The 16,306-nt window shown below is 63.1% G+C and carries 15 protein-coding genes and 2 pseudogenes; 12 read left to right on the top strand and 5 right to left on the bottom strand.

The window, feature by feature from the left end; all coding sequences use genetic code 11:
• Together C7G61_RS17270 and C7G61_RS17265 are read right to left on the bottom strand one after the other, a co-directional pair.
• Positions 1–436: helix-turn-helix domain-containing protein (locus C7G61_RS17270; RefSeq protein ID WP_145963636.1), on the bottom strand; the 436-nt coding region annotated here is incomplete at its 3' end.
• A 217-nt stretch (positions 437–653) separates the two neighbouring features.
• Positions 654–1,457 carry an enoyl-CoA hydratase-related protein gene (locus C7G61_RS17265; protein ID WP_108516304.1) on the bottom strand — a complete coding sequence of 268 codons (804 nt, stop codon included), beginning with the start codon at positions 1,455–1,457 and terminating at the stop codon, positions 654–656.
• A gap of 382 nt (positions 1,458–1,839) precedes the next feature.
• Between C7G61_RS17265 and C7G61_RS17260 the strand changes: the two genes are divergently transcribed.
• The gene (locus tag C7G61_RS17260; protein WP_202975779.1) at positions 1,840–4,971 is read left to right on the top strand and encodes an acetoacetate--CoA ligase; all 3,132 of its coding nucleotides are present in this window, start codon (positions 1,840–1,842) and stop codon (positions 4,969–4,971) included.
• Positions 4,972–5,143: 172 nt separating this feature from the next.
• On the opposite strand, the gene C7G61_RS17255 is transcribed toward C7G61_RS17260, so the two are convergent.
• The 3 genes and pseudogenes from C7G61_RS17255 to C7G61_RS17245 form a co-directional block, all read right to left on the bottom strand.
• Positions 5,144–5,338: a hypothetical protein gene (locus C7G61_RS17255; RefSeq protein WP_108516300.1), complete on the bottom strand. Its 195-nt coding sequence runs from the start codon at positions 5,336–5,338 to the stop codon at positions 5,144–5,146.
• 219 nt (positions 5,339–5,557) lie between these two features.
• A pseudogene (locus C7G61_RS47435) lies at positions 5,558–6,161 on the bottom strand (MFS transporter); the annotation flags it as partial.
• A 1-nt stretch (position 6,162) separates the two neighbouring features.
• Positions 6,163–6,944, bottom strand: a pseudogene (locus C7G61_RS17245) (Rieske 2Fe-2S domain-containing protein); the annotation flags it as partial.
• A 168-nt stretch (positions 6,945–7,112) separates the two neighbouring features.
• Between C7G61_RS17245 and C7G61_RS17235 the strand changes: the two are divergent.
• From C7G61_RS17235 to nuoG, 11 genes are all read left to right on the top strand, one after another.
• The gene (locus C7G61_RS17235; protein ID WP_108516296.1) at positions 7,113–7,622 is read left to right on the top strand and encodes a MarR family winged helix-turn-helix transcriptional regulator; all 510 of its coding nucleotides are present in this window, start codon (positions 7,113–7,115) and stop codon (positions 7,620–7,622) included.
• A 197-nt stretch (positions 7,623–7,819) separates the two neighbouring features.
• On the top strand, positions 7,820–8,185 hold the full coding sequence (locus C7G61_RS17230; RefSeq protein WP_057856661.1) for an NADH-quinone oxidoreductase subunit A: 366 nt from the start codon (positions 7,820–7,822) through the stop codon (positions 8,183–8,185).
• Complete coding sequence (locus C7G61_RS17225; RefSeq protein ID WP_420836765.1) at positions 8,176–8,766, top strand: NuoB/complex I 20 kDa subunit family protein; 591 nt, start codon at positions 8,176–8,178, stop codon at positions 8,764–8,766. The genes C7G61_RS17230 and C7G61_RS17225 overlap by 10 nt, the downstream gene beginning before the upstream one ends.
• 11 nt (positions 8,767–8,777) lie before the next feature.
• Positions 8,778–9,389: an NADH-quinone oxidoreductase subunit C gene (locus C7G61_RS17220; protein ID WP_108516292.1), complete on the top strand. Its 612-nt coding sequence runs from the start codon at positions 8,778–8,780 to the stop codon at positions 9,387–9,389.
• Positions 9,390–9,394: 5 nt separating this feature from the next.
• Positions 9,395–10,585, top strand: coding sequence for an NADH-quinone oxidoreductase subunit D (locus C7G61_RS17215; RefSeq protein WP_108516289.1), 1,191 nt, complete (start codon positions 9,395–9,397; stop codon positions 10,583–10,585).
• Complete coding sequence (locus C7G61_RS17210) at positions 10,585–11,544, top strand: FkbM family methyltransferase (protein WP_190241855.1); 960 nt, start codon at positions 10,585–10,587, stop codon at positions 11,542–11,544. Before C7G61_RS17215 ends, C7G61_RS17210 begins: the two co-directional genes overlap by 1 nt.
• A gap of 11 nt (positions 11,545–11,555) precedes the next feature.
• Positions 11,556–12,167, top strand: coding sequence for an NADH-quinone oxidoreductase subunit NuoE (nuoE, locus tag C7G61_RS17205; protein WP_108516285.1), 612 nt, complete (start codon positions 11,556–11,558; stop codon positions 12,165–12,167).
• Positions 12,164–12,379, top strand: a complete 216-nt coding sequence (locus C7G61_RS17200) for a hypothetical protein (RefSeq protein WP_108516283.1) — start codon at positions 12,164–12,166, stop codon at positions 12,377–12,379. The genes nuoE and C7G61_RS17200 overlap by 4 nt, the downstream gene beginning before the upstream one ends.
• Before the next feature lie 19 nt (positions 12,380–12,398).
• Complete coding sequence (gene nuoF / locus C7G61_RS17195; protein ID WP_108516281.1) at positions 12,399–13,724, top strand: NADH-quinone oxidoreductase subunit NuoF; 1,326 nt, start codon at positions 12,399–12,401, stop codon at positions 13,722–13,724.
• Positions 13,725–13,726: 2 nt separating this feature from the next.
• The gene (locus C7G61_RS17190; protein WP_108516279.1) at positions 13,727–14,221 is read left to right on the top strand and encodes a hypothetical protein; all 495 of its coding nucleotides are present in this window, start codon (positions 13,727–13,729) and stop codon (positions 14,219–14,221) included.
• 5 nt (positions 14,222–14,226) lie between these two features.
• Positions 14,227–16,305 carry an NADH-quinone oxidoreductase subunit NuoG gene (gene nuoG / locus C7G61_RS17185; RefSeq protein WP_108516277.1) on the top strand — a complete coding sequence of 693 codons (2,079 nt, stop codon included), beginning with the start codon at positions 14,227–14,229 and terminating at the stop codon, positions 16,303–16,305.
• Position 16,306 lies beyond the last annotated feature (1 nt).

Here is a 16,306-nt window from a genome sequence, read left to right as displayed (position 1 = left end):
ACAGATCATTGGGGCCGGCGCCCGCGGATAGCGGCGTGCCGCGCGCGCGGTGGCGCGGCCCGCCGCTGCGCCTGACCAGGCCATGGCGATCGAGGACCGCATGGATGGTGCTTTTGGCCGGAACCCGAATATCGCCGTCGAGCCGCCTGACCAGCAGTTCCCGGATCTTGCGTGCGCCCCAGTGCGGCTTCTCGGCCTTGAGGCGGACGATCAGGCCCTCGATCTGCTCCGGGAGCTGGTTGGCATAGCGCACCGGCCGTCTGGAGCGATCGCTCAGCGCCTCAAGCCCATGCTCCTTGTAGCGATCGAAAATCTTGTAGCCGGTCTTGCGGGAGACGCCGAATTCCCGGCACACTTCCGTCATGGCCTCCCCGTCCAACAGGCGGGCAACAAAGCGAAGCCGTTCTTCCATCACCGAACTCGCTTTCCACGGCATCCACACCTCCCGCTTGCAAAAAAAGCGAAAAGTGTAACCCATGTGTCCGGTACGAAATGTCACCTATGTCTCGGGCCGCTCAAATGGCTTAGCTGGTTCCCGTTTCTGGAAAAGTATTTCCATAGGCTTCGCGGAATACTTTTGGCCAGGTTTGGCCTGAACTGTCAGGTAGCGCTGCCGAACCACCGCATCCAATGATCGATGGATGAGGCGCCCGTTAGTTGCCGACATAAATCGGCAGGCGGCCTTCCGCCTCGGCTTTGCGCCCCTCCAGAAAGTCGTTCGTGCGATATAGCGCGCCATATTGTGCATCGAGTTCGCGGTAGGCTGCGTTCTCTGCCCCATCTATCGCGAGGTGCGCTGATGCGAGCGTCGTTCGGATGCCGAGCGGCGCGCAGCCGGCGACCCGTTCCGCGATCTCGATACCAAGAGCAAGTGCCTTCTCGCGGTCAGGCGCGATCTCCTGAACGACCCCAATGCGGCGCGCTTCGTCCGCTCCCCAATGGTCGCCCGTCAGCATGTATCTCATCGCGTTCGCCCAACCTGCCTCGCGGACGAACCTCACCGTCGCACCACCACCCGGAAAGCGGCCATGAGTGTTTTCATCCTGGCCGAATCGAGTATCGGCGGCAGCGATCCGGATATCCGCGGTGAGCAGGAGTTCATGCCCCATGTTCCATGTATCGCCATGCGCGACCACAATCAGCGGCTTGCTCAGGCACTTGATCTTTCCGAGAGGATCCAGCTCTTCTTCGACGAGTGCGGTCGGCTTTCCAGTCTTGGCAAGCTCCGTGAATGCGTCGACATCAACGCCGCGCGAGAAGTTTTCGCCCTGCCCAAAAAGGACGGCCGCTCTCAGCGAACTATCGTGATCGTAGTCGTAATAGACTTTTGCAAGAGCATGATATGCCTCGGGGTCAATACGATTGTGAACGTAAGGTCGGTTGATCCCGATCAGAAGGATACGTCCTCGACGTTCGATCGTGATCTTGGCGCCGCTTTCGGTGCATCCATCGTCCATTGTCGTGTCCTTTTAACTTCACGTCGAGCGCGGTCAATCAACAAGACGAACGGCCCGGCTGAGGCTTGGGGGCTATGTGAGCAGCAGCGGACGGCCCGCCACGAACCATTCGCCACCGGTCCGATAGGCCGAGAACAACAGCCCCTCCAAACTGTGCAACAGGGGCCGGGATGTCGCGTAATCACAATTCATATTCAGATGCGCGATGCACTCGCCTGCGCGGCTACCGCCAAATGATTACCTACGGATTGTATCTGCGATTGCACTCTTTCCCCAATTATTCTCCCAATGAAAGTGCCTACTAGCGCTTGAGATGGAGCGGCCCATGGGGATGCCTCTGACTAATAGTGCAGGGTCTTTTCATGGGAGTCTCGCGGAAGGGGTGTTCCGTTCCGATGATCAGGCCGTCGCGCATTCGCAACTGACTGCCTTCAGGCAATGGTGCGAGGTCCGGACGGGACAGCACCTGCCTGATCATGCTGCGATGGACCGCTTCTCGGTTGAGGACTTCCGCCGCTTTTGGCGCCTCTTCCTGGAGTGGTCCGACCTGCCCTGGCACGGCGGGGTCGAGCCGGTCTGCGTCGGCGATGCCTGCGAGACGGCGCGCTTCTTCCCAGATCTTCGTCTCAATTACGCCGAATGCCTCCTCACCGGCAGTCCCGGCCAGTCGGTCTTGACGGCCTGCCATGCTAACGGCAGCCGCGACCGGCTCACGCGGGGCCCTCTGCGCTGCACGGTTGCCCGGTTGGCGAAGTCGCTGCAGCAGCTCGGTGTGCGCCCTGGCGATCACGTCGTGGCGATTGCACGCAACAACGCCGAGGCGGTCATTGCCTGCCTGGCCACCGCGGCCATTGGTGCGACTTTCGCTAGCTGCGCGCCGGACATGGGTGTGCCTGCGATCCTCCTGCGCTTCGCCCCTCTGGAGCCTGTGGCGCTCTTCGGCTGCCTCAGAGCGGAGCCATGGGATCCGGGCGTCCCCGTCTCCGAGCGCGTCGTCGGAGCGGCGGCCGGCCTGCCGGGCCTTACCGCGATAATTGCTCTGGACGACGGCTCGCTTCCCGCCGGCGAGATCATGGTGCCTCTGCACAGGCTTGCCGATCTGATCCGCGATGACGACACCGACAAGGACCCACCCGGCTGGCCGCGCCATCCGTTCAACCAGCCAATGTTCACCATGTTCTCCTCCGGCACCACGGGCGCGCCAAAATGCATCCAGCATGGTGCCGGCGGCACCCTGCTGGAGCATGTGAAAGAGCACCGGTTGCACTGTGATCTCGGGCCGGGCGACAAGCTGTTCTTCCAGACCTCCTGCGGTTGGATGATGTGGAACTGGCAGCTCTCCGCGCTCGCCTCCGGCGTGGAGATTGTCCTCTACGATGGGCCGCTCGGGGCGCCAGACACGTTCTGGCGGATCGTCGCCGAGGAGCGCGTGACCGTCTTCGGCACCAATCCTGCCTATCTGCACTTCTGCGAGCAGAAAGACTCTTCCCCGGGTCGGATGTTCGACCTTTCAGCCCTGCGGGCTATGCTTTCCACCGGTTCCATCCTGTATCCCCGCCAGTACGACTGGGTCCGCGGCGAAGTGAAGGCGGCGATGCCGCTGCAGTCGATCTCGGGCGGCACCGACATCATCGGCTGCTTTGTCCTGGGCAATCCGGACCTGCCCGTCCATCGCGGCGAGGCACAGTGCCGCAGCCTCGGCCTCGATGTCCGCTCGCTCCCGCCGCCTCACGATCCGGAGGCGCGCATCGGCGAGCTCGTCTGCGGCAACCCTTTTCCCTCGCGCCCCCTTGGCTTTCACGGTGATGTCGACGGCACGCGCTTTCATGCCGCCTACTTCGCCCAGAACCCCGGCCTCTGGACGCATGGCGATCTGATCGAAGCCACGCCCCATGGCGGTTGGCGGTTGCATGGCCGTTCCGACGGAGTTCTCAATGTGCGCGGCATCCGCACAGGCACCGGGGAGATCTACCGCATCCTCGATTGTATCGAGGATGTCCTCGAGGCTATCGCGGTCGAACAGCAAGCAGAAGAGGAGCCAGGCGGCTCACGCATGGTTCTCTTGCTCGTGCTGCGCGAAGGTCTGGTACTCAACGACAAGATGGCGAATCACATCCGCTCGGAGCTTGCGCGGTGCGGCTCGCTGGCCTTCGTGCCGGCGCGTATTGCACAAGTCGAGGCGCTTCCTGTCACCTTCAACGGCAAGCGGTCCGAAGCCGCGGCGCGGGACGCGGTGAATGGCCGCCTTGTACGAAATCGCGACGCTCTGCTGAACCCGGAATGCCTTGATGCCATTGCCAAGCATCCGGTTCTCCGAGTGCCTCCGGGTGTCAGGGGGCCACCGCCAGGCCGTGGGGCGGTCCCGGACCCTGACCGGCTACGGCAGGACCTGCAGGCGATCTGCGAACGCGTGCTGGGCGTTGCGCACATCGGCTGGTCCGATAATCTTCTTGGCTTCGGTGCGGACTCGCTCACAGTGGTGAGCCTGCTGCTTGAGATCGAGAGCTATGCCGGGCATCCCGTGCCCCTCTCGGCCTTCCTGGCGGCGCACTCGATCGAAGGCCTGATCACGGTCCTCTCCGTCGGCGAGGAGGCAGTGACGGCGCAGCAGTTTAGTCAGTCCGGCCCGCGTCTCCGTGCCGTGGGTCCGGACGACCGGGAGCCGATCTGCCGCTTCCTTGAGGAATCCTTCCGCGAGTCGGGCATCAATGCCGCGACATGGCGTCGGCTGTTCGACCATGAGTGGTCCGATCACGGGCGCGGCTTCATACTCCTTGACGGCGACGCAATCGCTGGGTTCATCGGGGCTGTTACCGCCCGGCGGCAGGTGAACGGGGAGGCCGTGCTCGTCTGCAATCTGTCCTCCTGGGTCGTACACGCGCAGTACCGCGGCTGGGGCATGGCCCTGCTTGCCTCGCTGCTGGAGGACGAGGACCTCACCTATACGAGCTTCACCCCGCAGCCGACATCTTGGGCTGCCCTCATGGCGCAGCGTTTCAAGCTGCTGGAGTCGCACAGGATCGCCATGCCGCCATTGCTACAGGCCGAGACGCTGTTCGGGCCGAACCGGCCGGTCATCAGCTTCGATCCGGCTGTGATCCGCGAGAGGTTGACCGGCGAACAACGACAGATCTTCGACGATCACGCGACGTATGACACCCTGCAGCTCACCGTCAGCGACGGGGCCGACTATGCCTATCTCGTGGTGAAGCGCCGCATTCACCGTGTTGCGGCGAGCCGACTGGGAGGACTGGCGCGAGTTCTGCCGCTGGGAATCCCCTATTCGGACATCCTGCATTGTAGTGCACCGGAGCTGCTGTGGCGGCATCTCGAGCGCGTCAAGCTAGCGATCCTGCGGCGACAGCGGACAGCGGCGCTCGTCGGGGAGGCGCGGCTCTTTCCGGTCCGGCCACGAGGTGTGATACTCCCGGTGCGCGCCTGTTACCGTTCCCCGCAACTCGCGGCCGGCGACCTCGACAGGCTGTATTCGGAAATCGTGCTGCTGCCCATCTGACAGGGTCGTCAGCCCTTTCTTGCACGCAGTGTGTCCGAGGAGATTTCAAATGTTCGCCGAGTAAGGGCGCTGCGCCATTTTTCAATGGCTTGATACCGATTTCTTCACGACCAGCCGCAAACAAAAAGGCCGCCCGAAGGCGGCCGTTTTTATTCCAATAAAATCGATACCGTTAACGCACCGTCGAGGTGTTCGAACTGGTGACGACCACCGCCTTGCCGGCCTTCACGACCTGCGCGGTCTGGCTGTAATCCGCACCGGTCCGGGCGGAAATGCCGAAGGCTGCCACCGCGATACCCGCCACGAGCGCGACAACCACGATCTTCAGGTGGGTACTGCGATCCGCTGAGTGAATTGAGTGGTTCATGTGATGCCTCCCGGACGCCTTCCGCGTCCCTGCTGTGAGAGGGGTACGCCCCATGTGTTTCAGGATCGTTTCGCGGTTTAGGCAAAATGGTTTCATTCGGCCGGTATTTCGCCTGTTTTCTGCCAAACCATCCGTGATGTAGATCACATACAGATCCTAACCTATAGCGATGCGGGCCGCGGGCCGGGATCAAAACAATAATAAAAACAAAGAAGGAAGCGCCAGGAACGGCGGAATCCAGGCCGAGGTCGCGTAGTTGGTGTAGGTGGTGAGACAAAAGCCGGCGAGCAAAATGACAAACGTTCGCTGCGAGGCGAGGAAGCCGAGCGTCGGCCTGATCGGCTCCGGCGTGAACGTCTCCGCCATCGCCACGCGCTTCGGCTCGGAGATCGTCAGCCACAGCACCGCGGCGATTGCGATGCCGGGCAGGCCGGCGACATAGAACGCCGTCCGCCAGCCGTGGTACTGGTTGATATAGCCGCCGATGAAATAGCCGAGGAATACGCCGAGATAAGTGCCGATGGCGTAGACGCCGAGCGCGCGCGGGGCGTTCGTTCTTGCTGAAGAGATCGGCAATGATCGACTGCGAGGCGGGCGTGCCGCCGGATTCGCCGATGCCGACGCCGATGCGCGCGAGCGCCAGCGTCGTCACGCTGTGCGCCAGGCCGCAGAAAACCGTCATCGCGCTCCAGAACGTCAGCGCAACGGCCACGATGTTGCGGCGGTTGAAGCGATCGGCGAGGCGCGCGATCGGGATGCCGAGCAGCGAATAGAACAGCACGAAACCGAAGCTTGCCAGCAGGCCCATCGTGGTGTCGCGGAGCACGCAGCGTGGGGAGGGCGGCTTCCGTCACCCGATAAAACACCTTGCCGTCGTCCTGACGTCGGATCGAGCGCACGAGGACGCCGCACGGCGACATCTCGAACTTCACCTCCGGCATCGAGGCCATCATGTTGGTGAATTGCGGCCGCGAGAAAGAGCCGTGCAGCACCGGGACGTGGTAGGGGGCGACCACGTTTTCGAAATGCTGCAGCCAGTTGCAGGCGATGACGGCGGGGCCGCCGCCACCGATGGAAGAATCATCGGCCTCGACGAACTCGCCATCGTCCATGTTTTCCAGGCATCGTAGCGCGGCAGGGCCGGCTGCTTCTCGGCGGGCCCGAGGTAGGCGAAGATCAGGCCGTAGCGTTCCTGCAGGGGATACCAGGGCTGCCGCACCTTGTCCTTGAACAGGCCGCCCTCGGGCTCGCAGGGCTGTTCGAGGCAACGGCCCTCGGTGTCGAACTTCCAGCCGTGGTAGCAGCAGCGGATGCCGTCTTCCTCGACCTTGCCGTAATAGAGCGTGGTGCCGCGATGGCAGCAGCGGGCGTGCAAGAGGCCGGCGCGACCGTGCCTGTCGCGAAACAGCACCAGGTTCTCGCCGAGCACGCGTAGTTTTCTGGGGATATCGGTGGCGTCGGCAACAAGTCCGGCGGGGTGCCAGTAGCGCCGCAGCAGTTCGCCCATCGGCGTGCCGCAGCCGACCGAGGTCAGTTCGGTCCGCGTGGTGGACGGCTTCATGGCATAGCCGATCCCGAGATCGCGATCCCGCTGCGTAATGTTCATGCCGTTTCCTGCCGCCGCGGCTTTTGGCGCCGCGGTCGTATGGAAGTTTTGTGAAATGCAAATCGATGACAATATCAACGATCGTCATGTCGTATCGGTCGATTGCCTTGTTCAATCGCCATCGCTGGCGAGCTTGGCACCGGCCTACTTTGTTGGCAGAGGTTTGCTATGAACCAGAAACCGGGAAAGCAGGCTGCGCCGCCGCCCGCTGCGGCTGAGGAGCTGGCGCCGATCACCGCGATGATGTCGTCGCGGCTGATGGTGCTGGCCAATCTGCTCAAGCGCGGCGCGATCCTGCGCTACAAGCGGCTGGCGGGGCTGTCCTCGGTGGAGTTCGGCCTGGTGGCCTCGCTGGGGCGGCGGCCGCCGATGAGCGTCATCAGGCTCGCGGAAGCGGTCGGCATGGACAAGGGGCAGATCAGCCGCGCACTGGCGGAACTGGTCACGCGGAAGCTAGTCGCCAAGGAGGTCAATCCGCGGGACAACCGCGAGACGCTGGTTTGCCTGACCAAGGCGGGCCTGGCGGCGCATGACACCATTGTGGCTGGCGCGCAGGAGCGCAACCGGCGGCTCCTGGAACAGCTGGGCAAGGACGAGCTCGAGGTACTGCTGGGGCAGATCGACCGCCTGACGGACACGGCCGCCCAGATGCTCGCGGATGAAAAGGATTTGAACTGAAATTCGGCACCTTGCGGCCCGGCGCGCGTTGGTCGGGCGAGGCCGGAACGCAACACTTTTTCGGGTTCTGCGGATGCGTCAAACGCAGGCATTACCCTCAAGCCGGCTTGTCTTGCGCCCTCTGTTGCGCTGCGCTAAGCCAAGAATAATTCCAATCAACGAATCTGCGGCCAAATCCGCAGGAAAAGGCACCGCCGATGACCGGCATCCTGCAGAATTACCTTCCACTTGTCGTGTTTATCGGGGTGGCGAGCCTGATCGGTCTGGCGCTCCTGATCGCTCCGTTCCTGGTCGCGTTCCAGCAGCCGGATCCGGAAAAGCTCTCCGCCTATGAATGCGGATTCAACGCATTCGACGACGCCCGTATGAAGTTCGACGTCCGCTTCTATCTGGTCGCGATCCTCTTCATCATCTTCGACCTCGAAGTGGCGTTCCTGTTCCCGTGGGCGGTCGCCTTCGGCAAGCTCGGCGCTACCGGCTTCTGGTCGATGATGGTGTTCCTCGCCGTCCTCACGGTCGGCTTTGCTTATGAGTGGAAGAAAGGCGCGCTGGAATGGGACTGAGCCCGACAGCAACAGGCTCTTCGCCCGCGATCGCGCAGGCGCCGAAGGGCATTCTCGATCCCGCTACCGGCCGGCCGGTCGGCGCCAATGATCCGTTCTTCCTCGAGGTCAACCACGAGCTTTCGGACAAGAGCTTCTTCGTCGCCGCCGCCGACGATCTGATCACCTGGGCGCGGACGGGATCCCTGATGTGGATGACGTTCGGTCTTGCCTGCTGCGCGGTCGAGATGATGCAGGTGTCGATGCCGCGCTACGACGTCGAGCGCTTCGGTTTTGCGCCGCGCGCCTCGCCGCGGCAGTCCGACGTCATGATCGTGGCGGGCACGCTGACCAACAAGATGGCGCCGGCGCTGCGCAAGGTCTACGACCAGATGCCTGAGCCGCGCTACGTGATATCGATGGGCTCGTGCGCCAATGGCGGCGGTTACTATCACTATTCCTATTCGGTCGTGCGCGGCTGCGACCGCATCGTGCCGATCGACATCTACGTGCCCGGATGCCCGCCGACGGCGGAGGCGCTGCTCTACGGCATATTGCTGCTGCAGAAGAAGATCCGGCGCATCGGGACCATCGAACGCTAAGGTTTTAGGTAATGGACGACGGCAAGCTCGACGCTCTTGGGCAGACGATTGTTAGCGCGCTTGGCGGCGCGGCCAGCGCCCATGCGGTCGCGTTCAACCAACTCACCGTCACGGTAGATGCGGGCAAGATTGTCGAGGTGATGAAGTACCTGCGCGACGATCCCGCGCTGCGCTTCATCAACATCACTGACGTGACGGCGGTCGACTATCCCGGCCGCGAGAAGCGCTTCGACGTGGTCTATCATCTGTTGTCGCCGACGCTGAACGAGCGCATCCGCATCCGCGCCGAGGCCGACGAGACCACGCAGGTGCCCTCGATCATCGACGTGTTTCCCGGCGCCGACTGGTTCGAGCGCGAGACCTACGATCTCTACGGCGTGATCTTCACCGGCCACCCCGACATGCGGCGGCTGCTGACGGATTACGGTTTTGACGGCCATCCGCTGCGCAAGGATTTTCCGCTCACGGGCTTCGTGGAGGTCCGCTACGACGACCAGGAGAAGCGGGTGGTCTACGAGCCGGTCCGCCTCAACCAGGAATTCCGCAAATTCGATTTCCTCTCGCCGTGGGAAGGCGCGGACTATCCGCTGCCGGGCGATGAGAAGGCTGAGCCGAAGGCCTGACGATCATGAATGAGCAAAATCTCCGAAACTTCACAATCAACTTCGGACCGCAGCATCCGGCGGCGCACGGGGTGCTGCGTCTCGTCCTTGAATTGGACGGCGAAGTCGTCGAGCGCGTCGATCCGCATATCGGCCTGCTTCACCGTGGCACGGAAAAGCTGATCGAGCACAAGACCTATCTGCAGGCGATTGGATATTTCGACCGGCTCGATTACGTCGCGCCGATGAACCAGGAGCATGCATTCTGCCTGGCGGCGGAAAAGCTGCTCGGCATCACCGTGCCGCGCCGCGGCCAGTTGATCCGCGTGCTCTATTGCGAGATCGGCCGCATCCTTTCGCATCTGCTCAATGTCACCACCCAGGCGATGGACGTCGGTGCGCTGACCCCGCCGCTGTGGGGCTTTGAAGAGCGCGAAAAGCTCATGGTGTTCTATGAGCGCGCCTCCGGCGCGCGCATGCATGCGACCTATTTCCGCGTCGGCGGCGTTCATCAGGACCTGCCGCCAAAACTGATCGACGACATCGAGACCTGGTGTGATCCGTTCCTGCAGGTCGTCGCCGACCTCGAAACGCTTCTCACCGGCAACCGCATCTTCAAGCAGCGTAACGTCGATATCGGCGTGGTGACGCTGCAGCAGGCCTGGGAGTGGGGTTTTTCCGGCGTGATGGTGCGCGGCTCGGGCGCAGCCTGGGACTTGCGCAAGGCGCAGCCCTATGAGTGCTACGCCGAAATGGATTTCGATATTCCGATCGGCAAGAATGGCGACTGCTACGACCGCTACTGTATCCGCATGGAAGAGATGCGCCAGTCCGTGCGCATCATGAAGCAGTGCATCGCAAAACTGCGCGCGCCTGATGGCCAGGGTCCGGTCGTCGTCGAGGACAACAAGATCGCGCCGCCGCGCCGCGGCGAGATGAAGCGCTCGATGGAAGCGCTGATCCATCACTTCAAGCTCTATACCGAGGGCGTGCACGTGCCGGCCGGCGAGGTCTACGCCGCGGTCGAGGCGCCGAAGGGCGAGTTCGGCGTCTATCTGGTCTCCGACGGCACCAACAAGCCGTACAAGTGCAAGATCCGCGCGCCGGGCTTTGCCCATCTGCAAGCGATGGATTTCATCTGCAAAGGCCATCTGCTCGCCGACGTCTCCGCCATTCTCGGCTCGCTCGATATCGTGTTCGGAGAGGTCGATCGGTGATGGCGCAGGCGCCCATCCAGTTTGACCGGGCTTCGGGCGTGCTCGTAGGCGTAAACGCGTGGGAGCGTTTGGCCGCGGTTGCGCTGGTGCTGGGATCGAAGGTGGCGTCGAATTTTTCGCACCGCGGCTACAATATGTGCGCCAACCTGTTGCGCACGACGCTGCCCGAGCGCGGCATCCAGATCAAACTCAATCCCGACGCCGTCTTCGAATTTCCCTATGGCGACGGCTACTGGAGCAAGCTGCTCAACCGCACCTACCACTACGAGAACGAACTTGAATTGCTGTTCAAGGATTCCGCCGACGTCGACTACACGCTGCTCGATTGCGGCGCCAATTACGGCTATTGGTCGGTCCTGGTATCGAGCAAGCCGTTTGGTTCGCACAAGGCGATCGCGATCGAACCATCAGGGCAGAATTTTCCGAAGCTTGCCAACAACGCCAAAATCAACGGCAATCGCTTCGAAGCCATGAAATGCGCGATCGGCGCGACACGCGGCACCGCGCGGTTGTCCGGCACCAAGCATGAGGCCTTCAGCATTGCCGGCGACCAGTCTGATGGCGAGGAGGTGCCGGTCATCGCGCTGGATAACCTGCTCGACGACGGCAAGGTCGCCCCCGGCGGCAAATATCTGATCAAGCTTGACGTCGAGGGCGTCGAGATCGAGGCCATGAAGGGCGGCGTGCGGCTGATGCAGGGTGACAGCGTGCTGCTCTGTGAGGAACACGGCAACGATCCCCAACACACCGTGTCGCGCTACATCCTCGAACAGACTCCGCTGAAGCTGATCGTCTATGACCCGCGCAGCAATCGCCTTGAAACCGTGACCGACCTTTCGATTCTGAACCGGATCAAGGTTTCAACCCATGTCGGCTACAACGTGTTCGGCACCGCAAGCGCATTCTGGCTCGCCCGGATCGATGCGCTCAATGCGAAAGCCGGGCGCCGCGTGCAATGAGAGACTGAACGATGTCCGTCCGCCGCCTCGCACCGAAGGAATTGCAGCCCGCGAGCTTCACGTTCTCGGAAGAGAACCTCGCCTGGGCCAAGGCGCAGATTGAAAAGTATCCGCCGGGTCGCCAGGCGTCCGCAGTGATTGCGATCCTGTGGCGCGTCCAGGAACAGCATGAGGGATGGGTGTCGGAGGCTGCGATCCGCGCCGTCGCCGACCTCCTCGAAATGCCCTACATCCGCGTGCTGGAAGTGGCGACCTTCTACACGATGTTTCAACTGCAGCCGGTCGGCAAGAAAGCCCATGTGCAGGTCTGCGGCACCACGCCGTGCCGCCTGCGCGGCGCCGAGGACATCATCAAGGTGTGCCAGAGCCGCATCCATCACGATCCGTTCCATCTGTCGAAGGACGGCAATTTTAGTTGGGAAGAGGTCGAGTGCCTGGGCGCCTGCGTGAATGCGCCGATGGTGCTGATCTGGAAGGACACCTACGAGGACCTGACCAAGGAAAACTTCGGCAAGGTGCTCGACGGCTTCGCGTCAGGCAATCCGCCGAAGCCGGGACCGCAGATCGACCGTCAGTTCTCGGCGCCGGTGGGCGGGCCGACGACGCTGAAGGAAACCACATGAAGCGTGACGGCACATTGCCCGTGATCGGGCAGGGAAGGGTCAGCGCGATGAAGAACTGGCGCTATATCGGCATGCACGCCATCGCGGCGGCCGTTTTCATTTTTCTGCTGCAGCGTTACGCGCTGAGCGCGACGCTCGAATCCAGCCTGTTGTGGGCGTTGACCTTCGGCGGATGCGCCGCGGGTCTCGCTTACGCGCAGTCCAATCGTTGATCTGAGGAAGCTTCAAGTCATGCTCGACGACAAGGATCGCATCTTCAAGAACCTCTACGGCCTCCACGACTGGGGGCTTGAGGGCGCGCGCCGCCGTGGCGCGTGGGACGGCACCAAGGCGATCATCGACAAGGGGCGCGACTGGATCATCAACGAGATGAAGGCCTCCGGCCTGCGCGGGCGTGGCGGCGCCGGATTCCCGACCGGCCTGAAATGGTCGTTCATGCCGAAGGAATCCACCGACGGGCGGCCGAGCTATCTGGTCGTCAATGCCGACGAGTCCGAGCCCGGCACCTGCAAGGACCGCGAGATCATGCGGCATGATCCGCATCTGCTGGTCGAAGGCTGTCTGCTCGCCAGCTTCGCGATGAACGCGCATGCCTGCTACATCTATGTGCGGGGCGAGTTCATCCGCGAGCGCGAGCATCTGCAGGCCGCGATCGACCAGGCCTATGAGGCAAAACTGGTCGGCAAGGACAATATCAACGGCTGGCCGTTCGACGTCTATGTCGCCCACGGCGCCGGCGCCTATATCTGCGGCGAAGAGACCGCGCTGCTGGAGAGCCTCGAAGGCAAGAAGGGCCAGCCGCGGCTGAAGCCGCCATTCCCGGCCAATGTCGGCCTCTACGGCTGCCCGACCACCGTCAACAATGTCGAATCCATTGCAGTTGCGCCGGACATTCTGCGGCGCGGCGCGGCGTGGTTTGCCGCGATTGGCCGGCCGAACAATGTCGGCACCAAGCTGTTTTGTATCTCCGGTCATGTCGAGCGGCCCTGCAACGTCGAAGAGGCGATGGGGATTCCGTTCCGCGAACTGATCGAGCGCCATTGCGGCGGCATTCGCGGCGGCTGGGACAATCTGAAAGCCGTGATCCCCGGCGGCTCGTCGGTGCGCATGGTGCCGGCCGAGCAGATCATCGACACGCCGATGGATTTCGATAGCCTCAGCAAATTGCGCTCCGGCCTCGGCACTGCCGCCGTGATCGTGATGGACAAGTCGACCGACCTGATCCGGGCGATCGCGCGCATTTCCTATTTCTACAAGCATGAGAGCTGCGGTCAGTGCACGCCGTGCCGCGAGGGCACGGGCTGGATGTGGCGCGTGCTGACGCGCATGGCCGATGGCCGCGCCCACAAGCGCGAGATTGACATGCTGCTCGAGGTGACGAAGCAGGTCGAGGGCCACACCATTTGCGCGCTCGGCGACGCTGCGGCCTGGCCGATCCAGGGCCTGATCGCGCATTTCCGCCACGAGATCGAGGCGCGCATCGACCAGTATTCGCACAAGGCCGACATCGACGATATCGGCGTGCGCGATCCCGTGAACATGGTCGCGGCGGAGTAGGGATGACGATGTCGCAACCGAGCTTCTGGTGGCAGAGATACGGGACGCTGGCGCAGATGGCGCAAGCGGCCGTGGCGCTGCTCGGCTTTGTTGCGATCCTGTTCCAGATAAACGAGATCCGCACCAACAACCGCGGCGCCAGCGCGCGGCAGGCGTTTCTCGGCTATACCGAACTGGCGTTCCAGAATCCGAAATTCTCGCAGCCGGACTACGACACGATCAAGGCCGGCAGCCGCGAGGAGCGGGTGCAGTATGAGAGCTTCGTCTCGTATTTCCTCTACGCCTGCGAAGAGACAATCTCAGCCTTCGCCGACAAGCGCGAATGGCAGGCCTCCTGCGATTACGACCTGAAGCCGCATCTGCCGTTCCTGTGCGAGAAGAACGCAGCGCAGCCGGCCTTTCTCGCCACCTACGGCGTCGAAACCCAGCAATGGATCAAGACGTCCCTGAAGACCGCCAGCGTTACACCGCCAGACTGCAAGCTGGGAAAGACTTGAGCGCAATGACCAAACTGATCATCGACGGCAAAGAGATCGATGTACCCGCGGAGTACACGCTGCTGCAGGCCTGCGAGGCCGCCGGCGCCGAAATTCCGCGCTTCTGCTACCACGAGCGGCTGTCGATTGCCGGCAATTGCCGGATGTGCCTGGTCGAGATCAAGGGCGGCCCGAAGCCGGTCGCAAGCTGTGCCTGGGGCGTGCGCGACTGCCGGCCCGGCCCCAAGGGCGAGCCGCCGGAAATCTCGACGCGTTCGCCGATGGTCAAGAAGGCGCGCGAAGGCGTGATGGAATTCCTGCTGATCAACCACCCGCTGGATTGCCCGATCTGCGACCAGGGCGGCGAGTGCGATCTGCAGGACCAGGCGATGGGCTACGGCGTCGACACCTCGCGCTTTGCCGAGAACAAGCGCGCTGTCGAGGACAAATATCTCGGCGCGCTGGTCAAGACCTCGATGAACCGCTGCATCCAGTGCACGCGCTGCGTCCGGTTCTCCGCCGAAGTCGCCGGCGCCCCCGAGATGGGCGCGACCGGCCGCGGCGAAGACATGGAGATCACGACCTATCTGGAGCAGGCGCTGACCTCGGAATTGCAGGGCAACCTCGTCGATATCTGCCCCGTGGGCGCGCTGACCTCGAAGCCGTATGCATTCGCTGCGCGCCCGTGGGAGCTCGGCAAGACCCAGTCGGTGGACGTCATGGATGGCGTTGGCTCGGCGATCCGCGTCGATACCCGCGGCCGCGAGGTGATGCGGATCCTGCCGCGCATCAACGAGGCCGTGAACGAGGAATGGATTTCGGACAAGACCCGCCACGTCGTCGACGGCCTGCGTACGCAGCGGCTCGACCGGCCCTATGTCCGCGACAACGGCAAGCTCCGCGCCGCATCATGGCAGGAAGCTTTTGCGGCGATCGCAGCCAAGGTCAGGATGAGCGACGGCAAGCGGATCGGGGCCATCGCCGGTGATCTCGCCGCGGTCGAGGAGATGTTCGCGTTTAGGGATCTCTTGGGCCAATACGGTTCCAGCAATCTGGCGGTGCAGGGCGGCGACGCCTTTGACGCCAAGGCGGGACGGGCGACCTGGATCTTCAATCCGACCATTGCCGGGATCGAGCAGGCCGATGCGCTGCTGATCATCGGTGCCAACCCGCGCAAGGAAGCCGCCGTCCTCAACGCGCGTATCCGCAAGCGCTGGCGCACCGGCCAGCTCAAGGTCGGCCTGATCGGCGCCAAGGCCGATCTCACTTACGATTACGACTATCTCGGCGCGGGCACGGATACGCTCGGTGAACTCGCTACCGGCAAGCATTCCTTTGCCGAGGTGCTAAAGGGCGCCAAGCATCCGATCGTGCTGGTCGGCGCCGGCTCGCTTTCGCGGCATGATGGCGCGGCGGCGCTGGCGCTGGCGGCCAAGGTCGCGGCAGGCACAGGCGCGCTCAAGGACGGCTGGAACGGCTTTGCCGTGCTGCAGGATACGGCTTCTCGCGCGGGCGCGCTCGATATCGGCTTTGCGGCGGGCAAAGGCGGCCTCAACCTCGCACAGATGACGACCTTCGGTACGCTCGACGTGCTGTTCCTGCTCGGCGCGGATGAGGTAAAAGTGCCTGATGGCACCTTCGTGGTCTATATCGGCACCCATGGCGACCGCGGCGCGCATCGCGCCGACGTCATCCTGCCCGGCGCGGCCTATACCGAAAAATCCGGCCTCTACGTCAACACCGAGGGCAGGGCGCAGATCGCCAGCCGCGCGGCGTTCCCGCCGGGCGAGGCGCGCGAGGACTGGGCGATCGTCCGCGCGCTGTCGGATGTGCTCGGCAAGAAGCTGCCCTATGACTCCCTTCAGGCGTTGCGGCAGGCGCTGTTCAAGGTCGCCCCGCATCTGATGCGGATCGACCAGATCGAGCCCGGCAAGGCTGAAGACGTCAAGGCGTTGGCGGGCAAGAAGGGCGGCAAGGTCGACAAGACCCCGTTCAAGAGTTCGGTCGAGGATTTCTATCTGACCAACCCGATCGCGCGGGCCTCGGCGGTGATGGCGGAATGTTCCCGGCTGGCGTCCGGGAAAATGCTGACGGCAGCGGAGTGAG

The organism is Bradyrhizobium algeriense (assembly GCF_003062295.1).
GTDB classification, from domain to species: Bacteria; Pseudomonadota; Alphaproteobacteria; order Rhizobiales; family Xanthobacteraceae; genus Bradyrhizobium; species Bradyrhizobium algeriense.
This window is presented reverse-complemented; position numbering and strand designations above follow the sequence as displayed.

What these genes read in the sequence shown, in the direction of transcription:
- C7G61_RS17265 (WP_108516304.1), bottom strand. Translation starts at nt 1,457, where the DNA reads ATGGACGATGGATGCACCGAAAGCGGCGCCAAGATCACGATCGAACGT.
- C7G61_RS17255 (WP_108516300.1), bottom strand. Translation starts at nt 5,338, where the DNA reads ATGAACCACTCAATTCACTCAGCGGATCGCAGTACCCACCTGAAGATC.
- C7G61_RS17235 (WP_108516296.1), top strand. Translation starts at nt 7,113, where the DNA reads ATGAACCAGAAACCGGGAAAGCAGGCTGCGCCGCCGCCCGCTGCGGCT.
- C7G61_RS17230 (WP_057856661.1), top strand. Translation starts at nt 7,820, where the DNA reads ATGACCGGCATCCTGCAGAATTACCTTCCACTTGTCGTGTTTATCGGG.
- C7G61_RS17225 (WP_420836765.1), top strand. Translation starts at nt 8,176, where the DNA reads ATGGGACTGAGCCCGACAGCAACAGGCTCTTCGCCCGCGATCGCGCAG.
- C7G61_RS17220 (WP_108516292.1), top strand. Translation starts at nt 8,778, where the DNA reads ATGGACGACGGCAAGCTCGACGCTCTTGGGCAGACGATTGTTAGCGCG.
- C7G61_RS17215 (WP_108516289.1), top strand. Translation starts at nt 9,395, where the DNA reads ATGAATGAGCAAAATCTCCGAAACTTCACAATCAACTTCGGACCGCAG.
- C7G61_RS17210 (WP_190241855.1), top strand. Translation starts at nt 10,585, where the DNA reads ATGGCGCAGGCGCCCATCCAGTTTGACCGGGCTTCGGGCGTGCTCGTA.
- nuoE (WP_108516285.1), top strand. Translation starts at nt 11,556, where the DNA reads ATGTCCGTCCGCCGCCTCGCACCGAAGGAATTGCAGCCCGCGAGCTTC.
- C7G61_RS17200 (WP_108516283.1), top strand. Translation starts at nt 12,164, where the DNA reads ATGAAGCGTGACGGCACATTGCCCGTGATCGGGCAGGGAAGGGTCAGC.
- nuoF (WP_108516281.1), top strand. Translation starts at nt 12,399, where the DNA reads ATGCTCGACGACAAGGATCGCATCTTCAAGAACCTCTACGGCCTCCAC.
- C7G61_RS17190 (WP_108516279.1), top strand. Translation starts at nt 13,727, where the DNA reads ATGACGATGTCGCAACCGAGCTTCTGGTGGCAGAGATACGGGACGCTG.
- nuoG (WP_108516277.1), top strand. Translation starts at nt 14,227, where the DNA reads ATGACCAAACTGATCATCGACGGCAAAGAGATCGATGTACCCGCGGAG.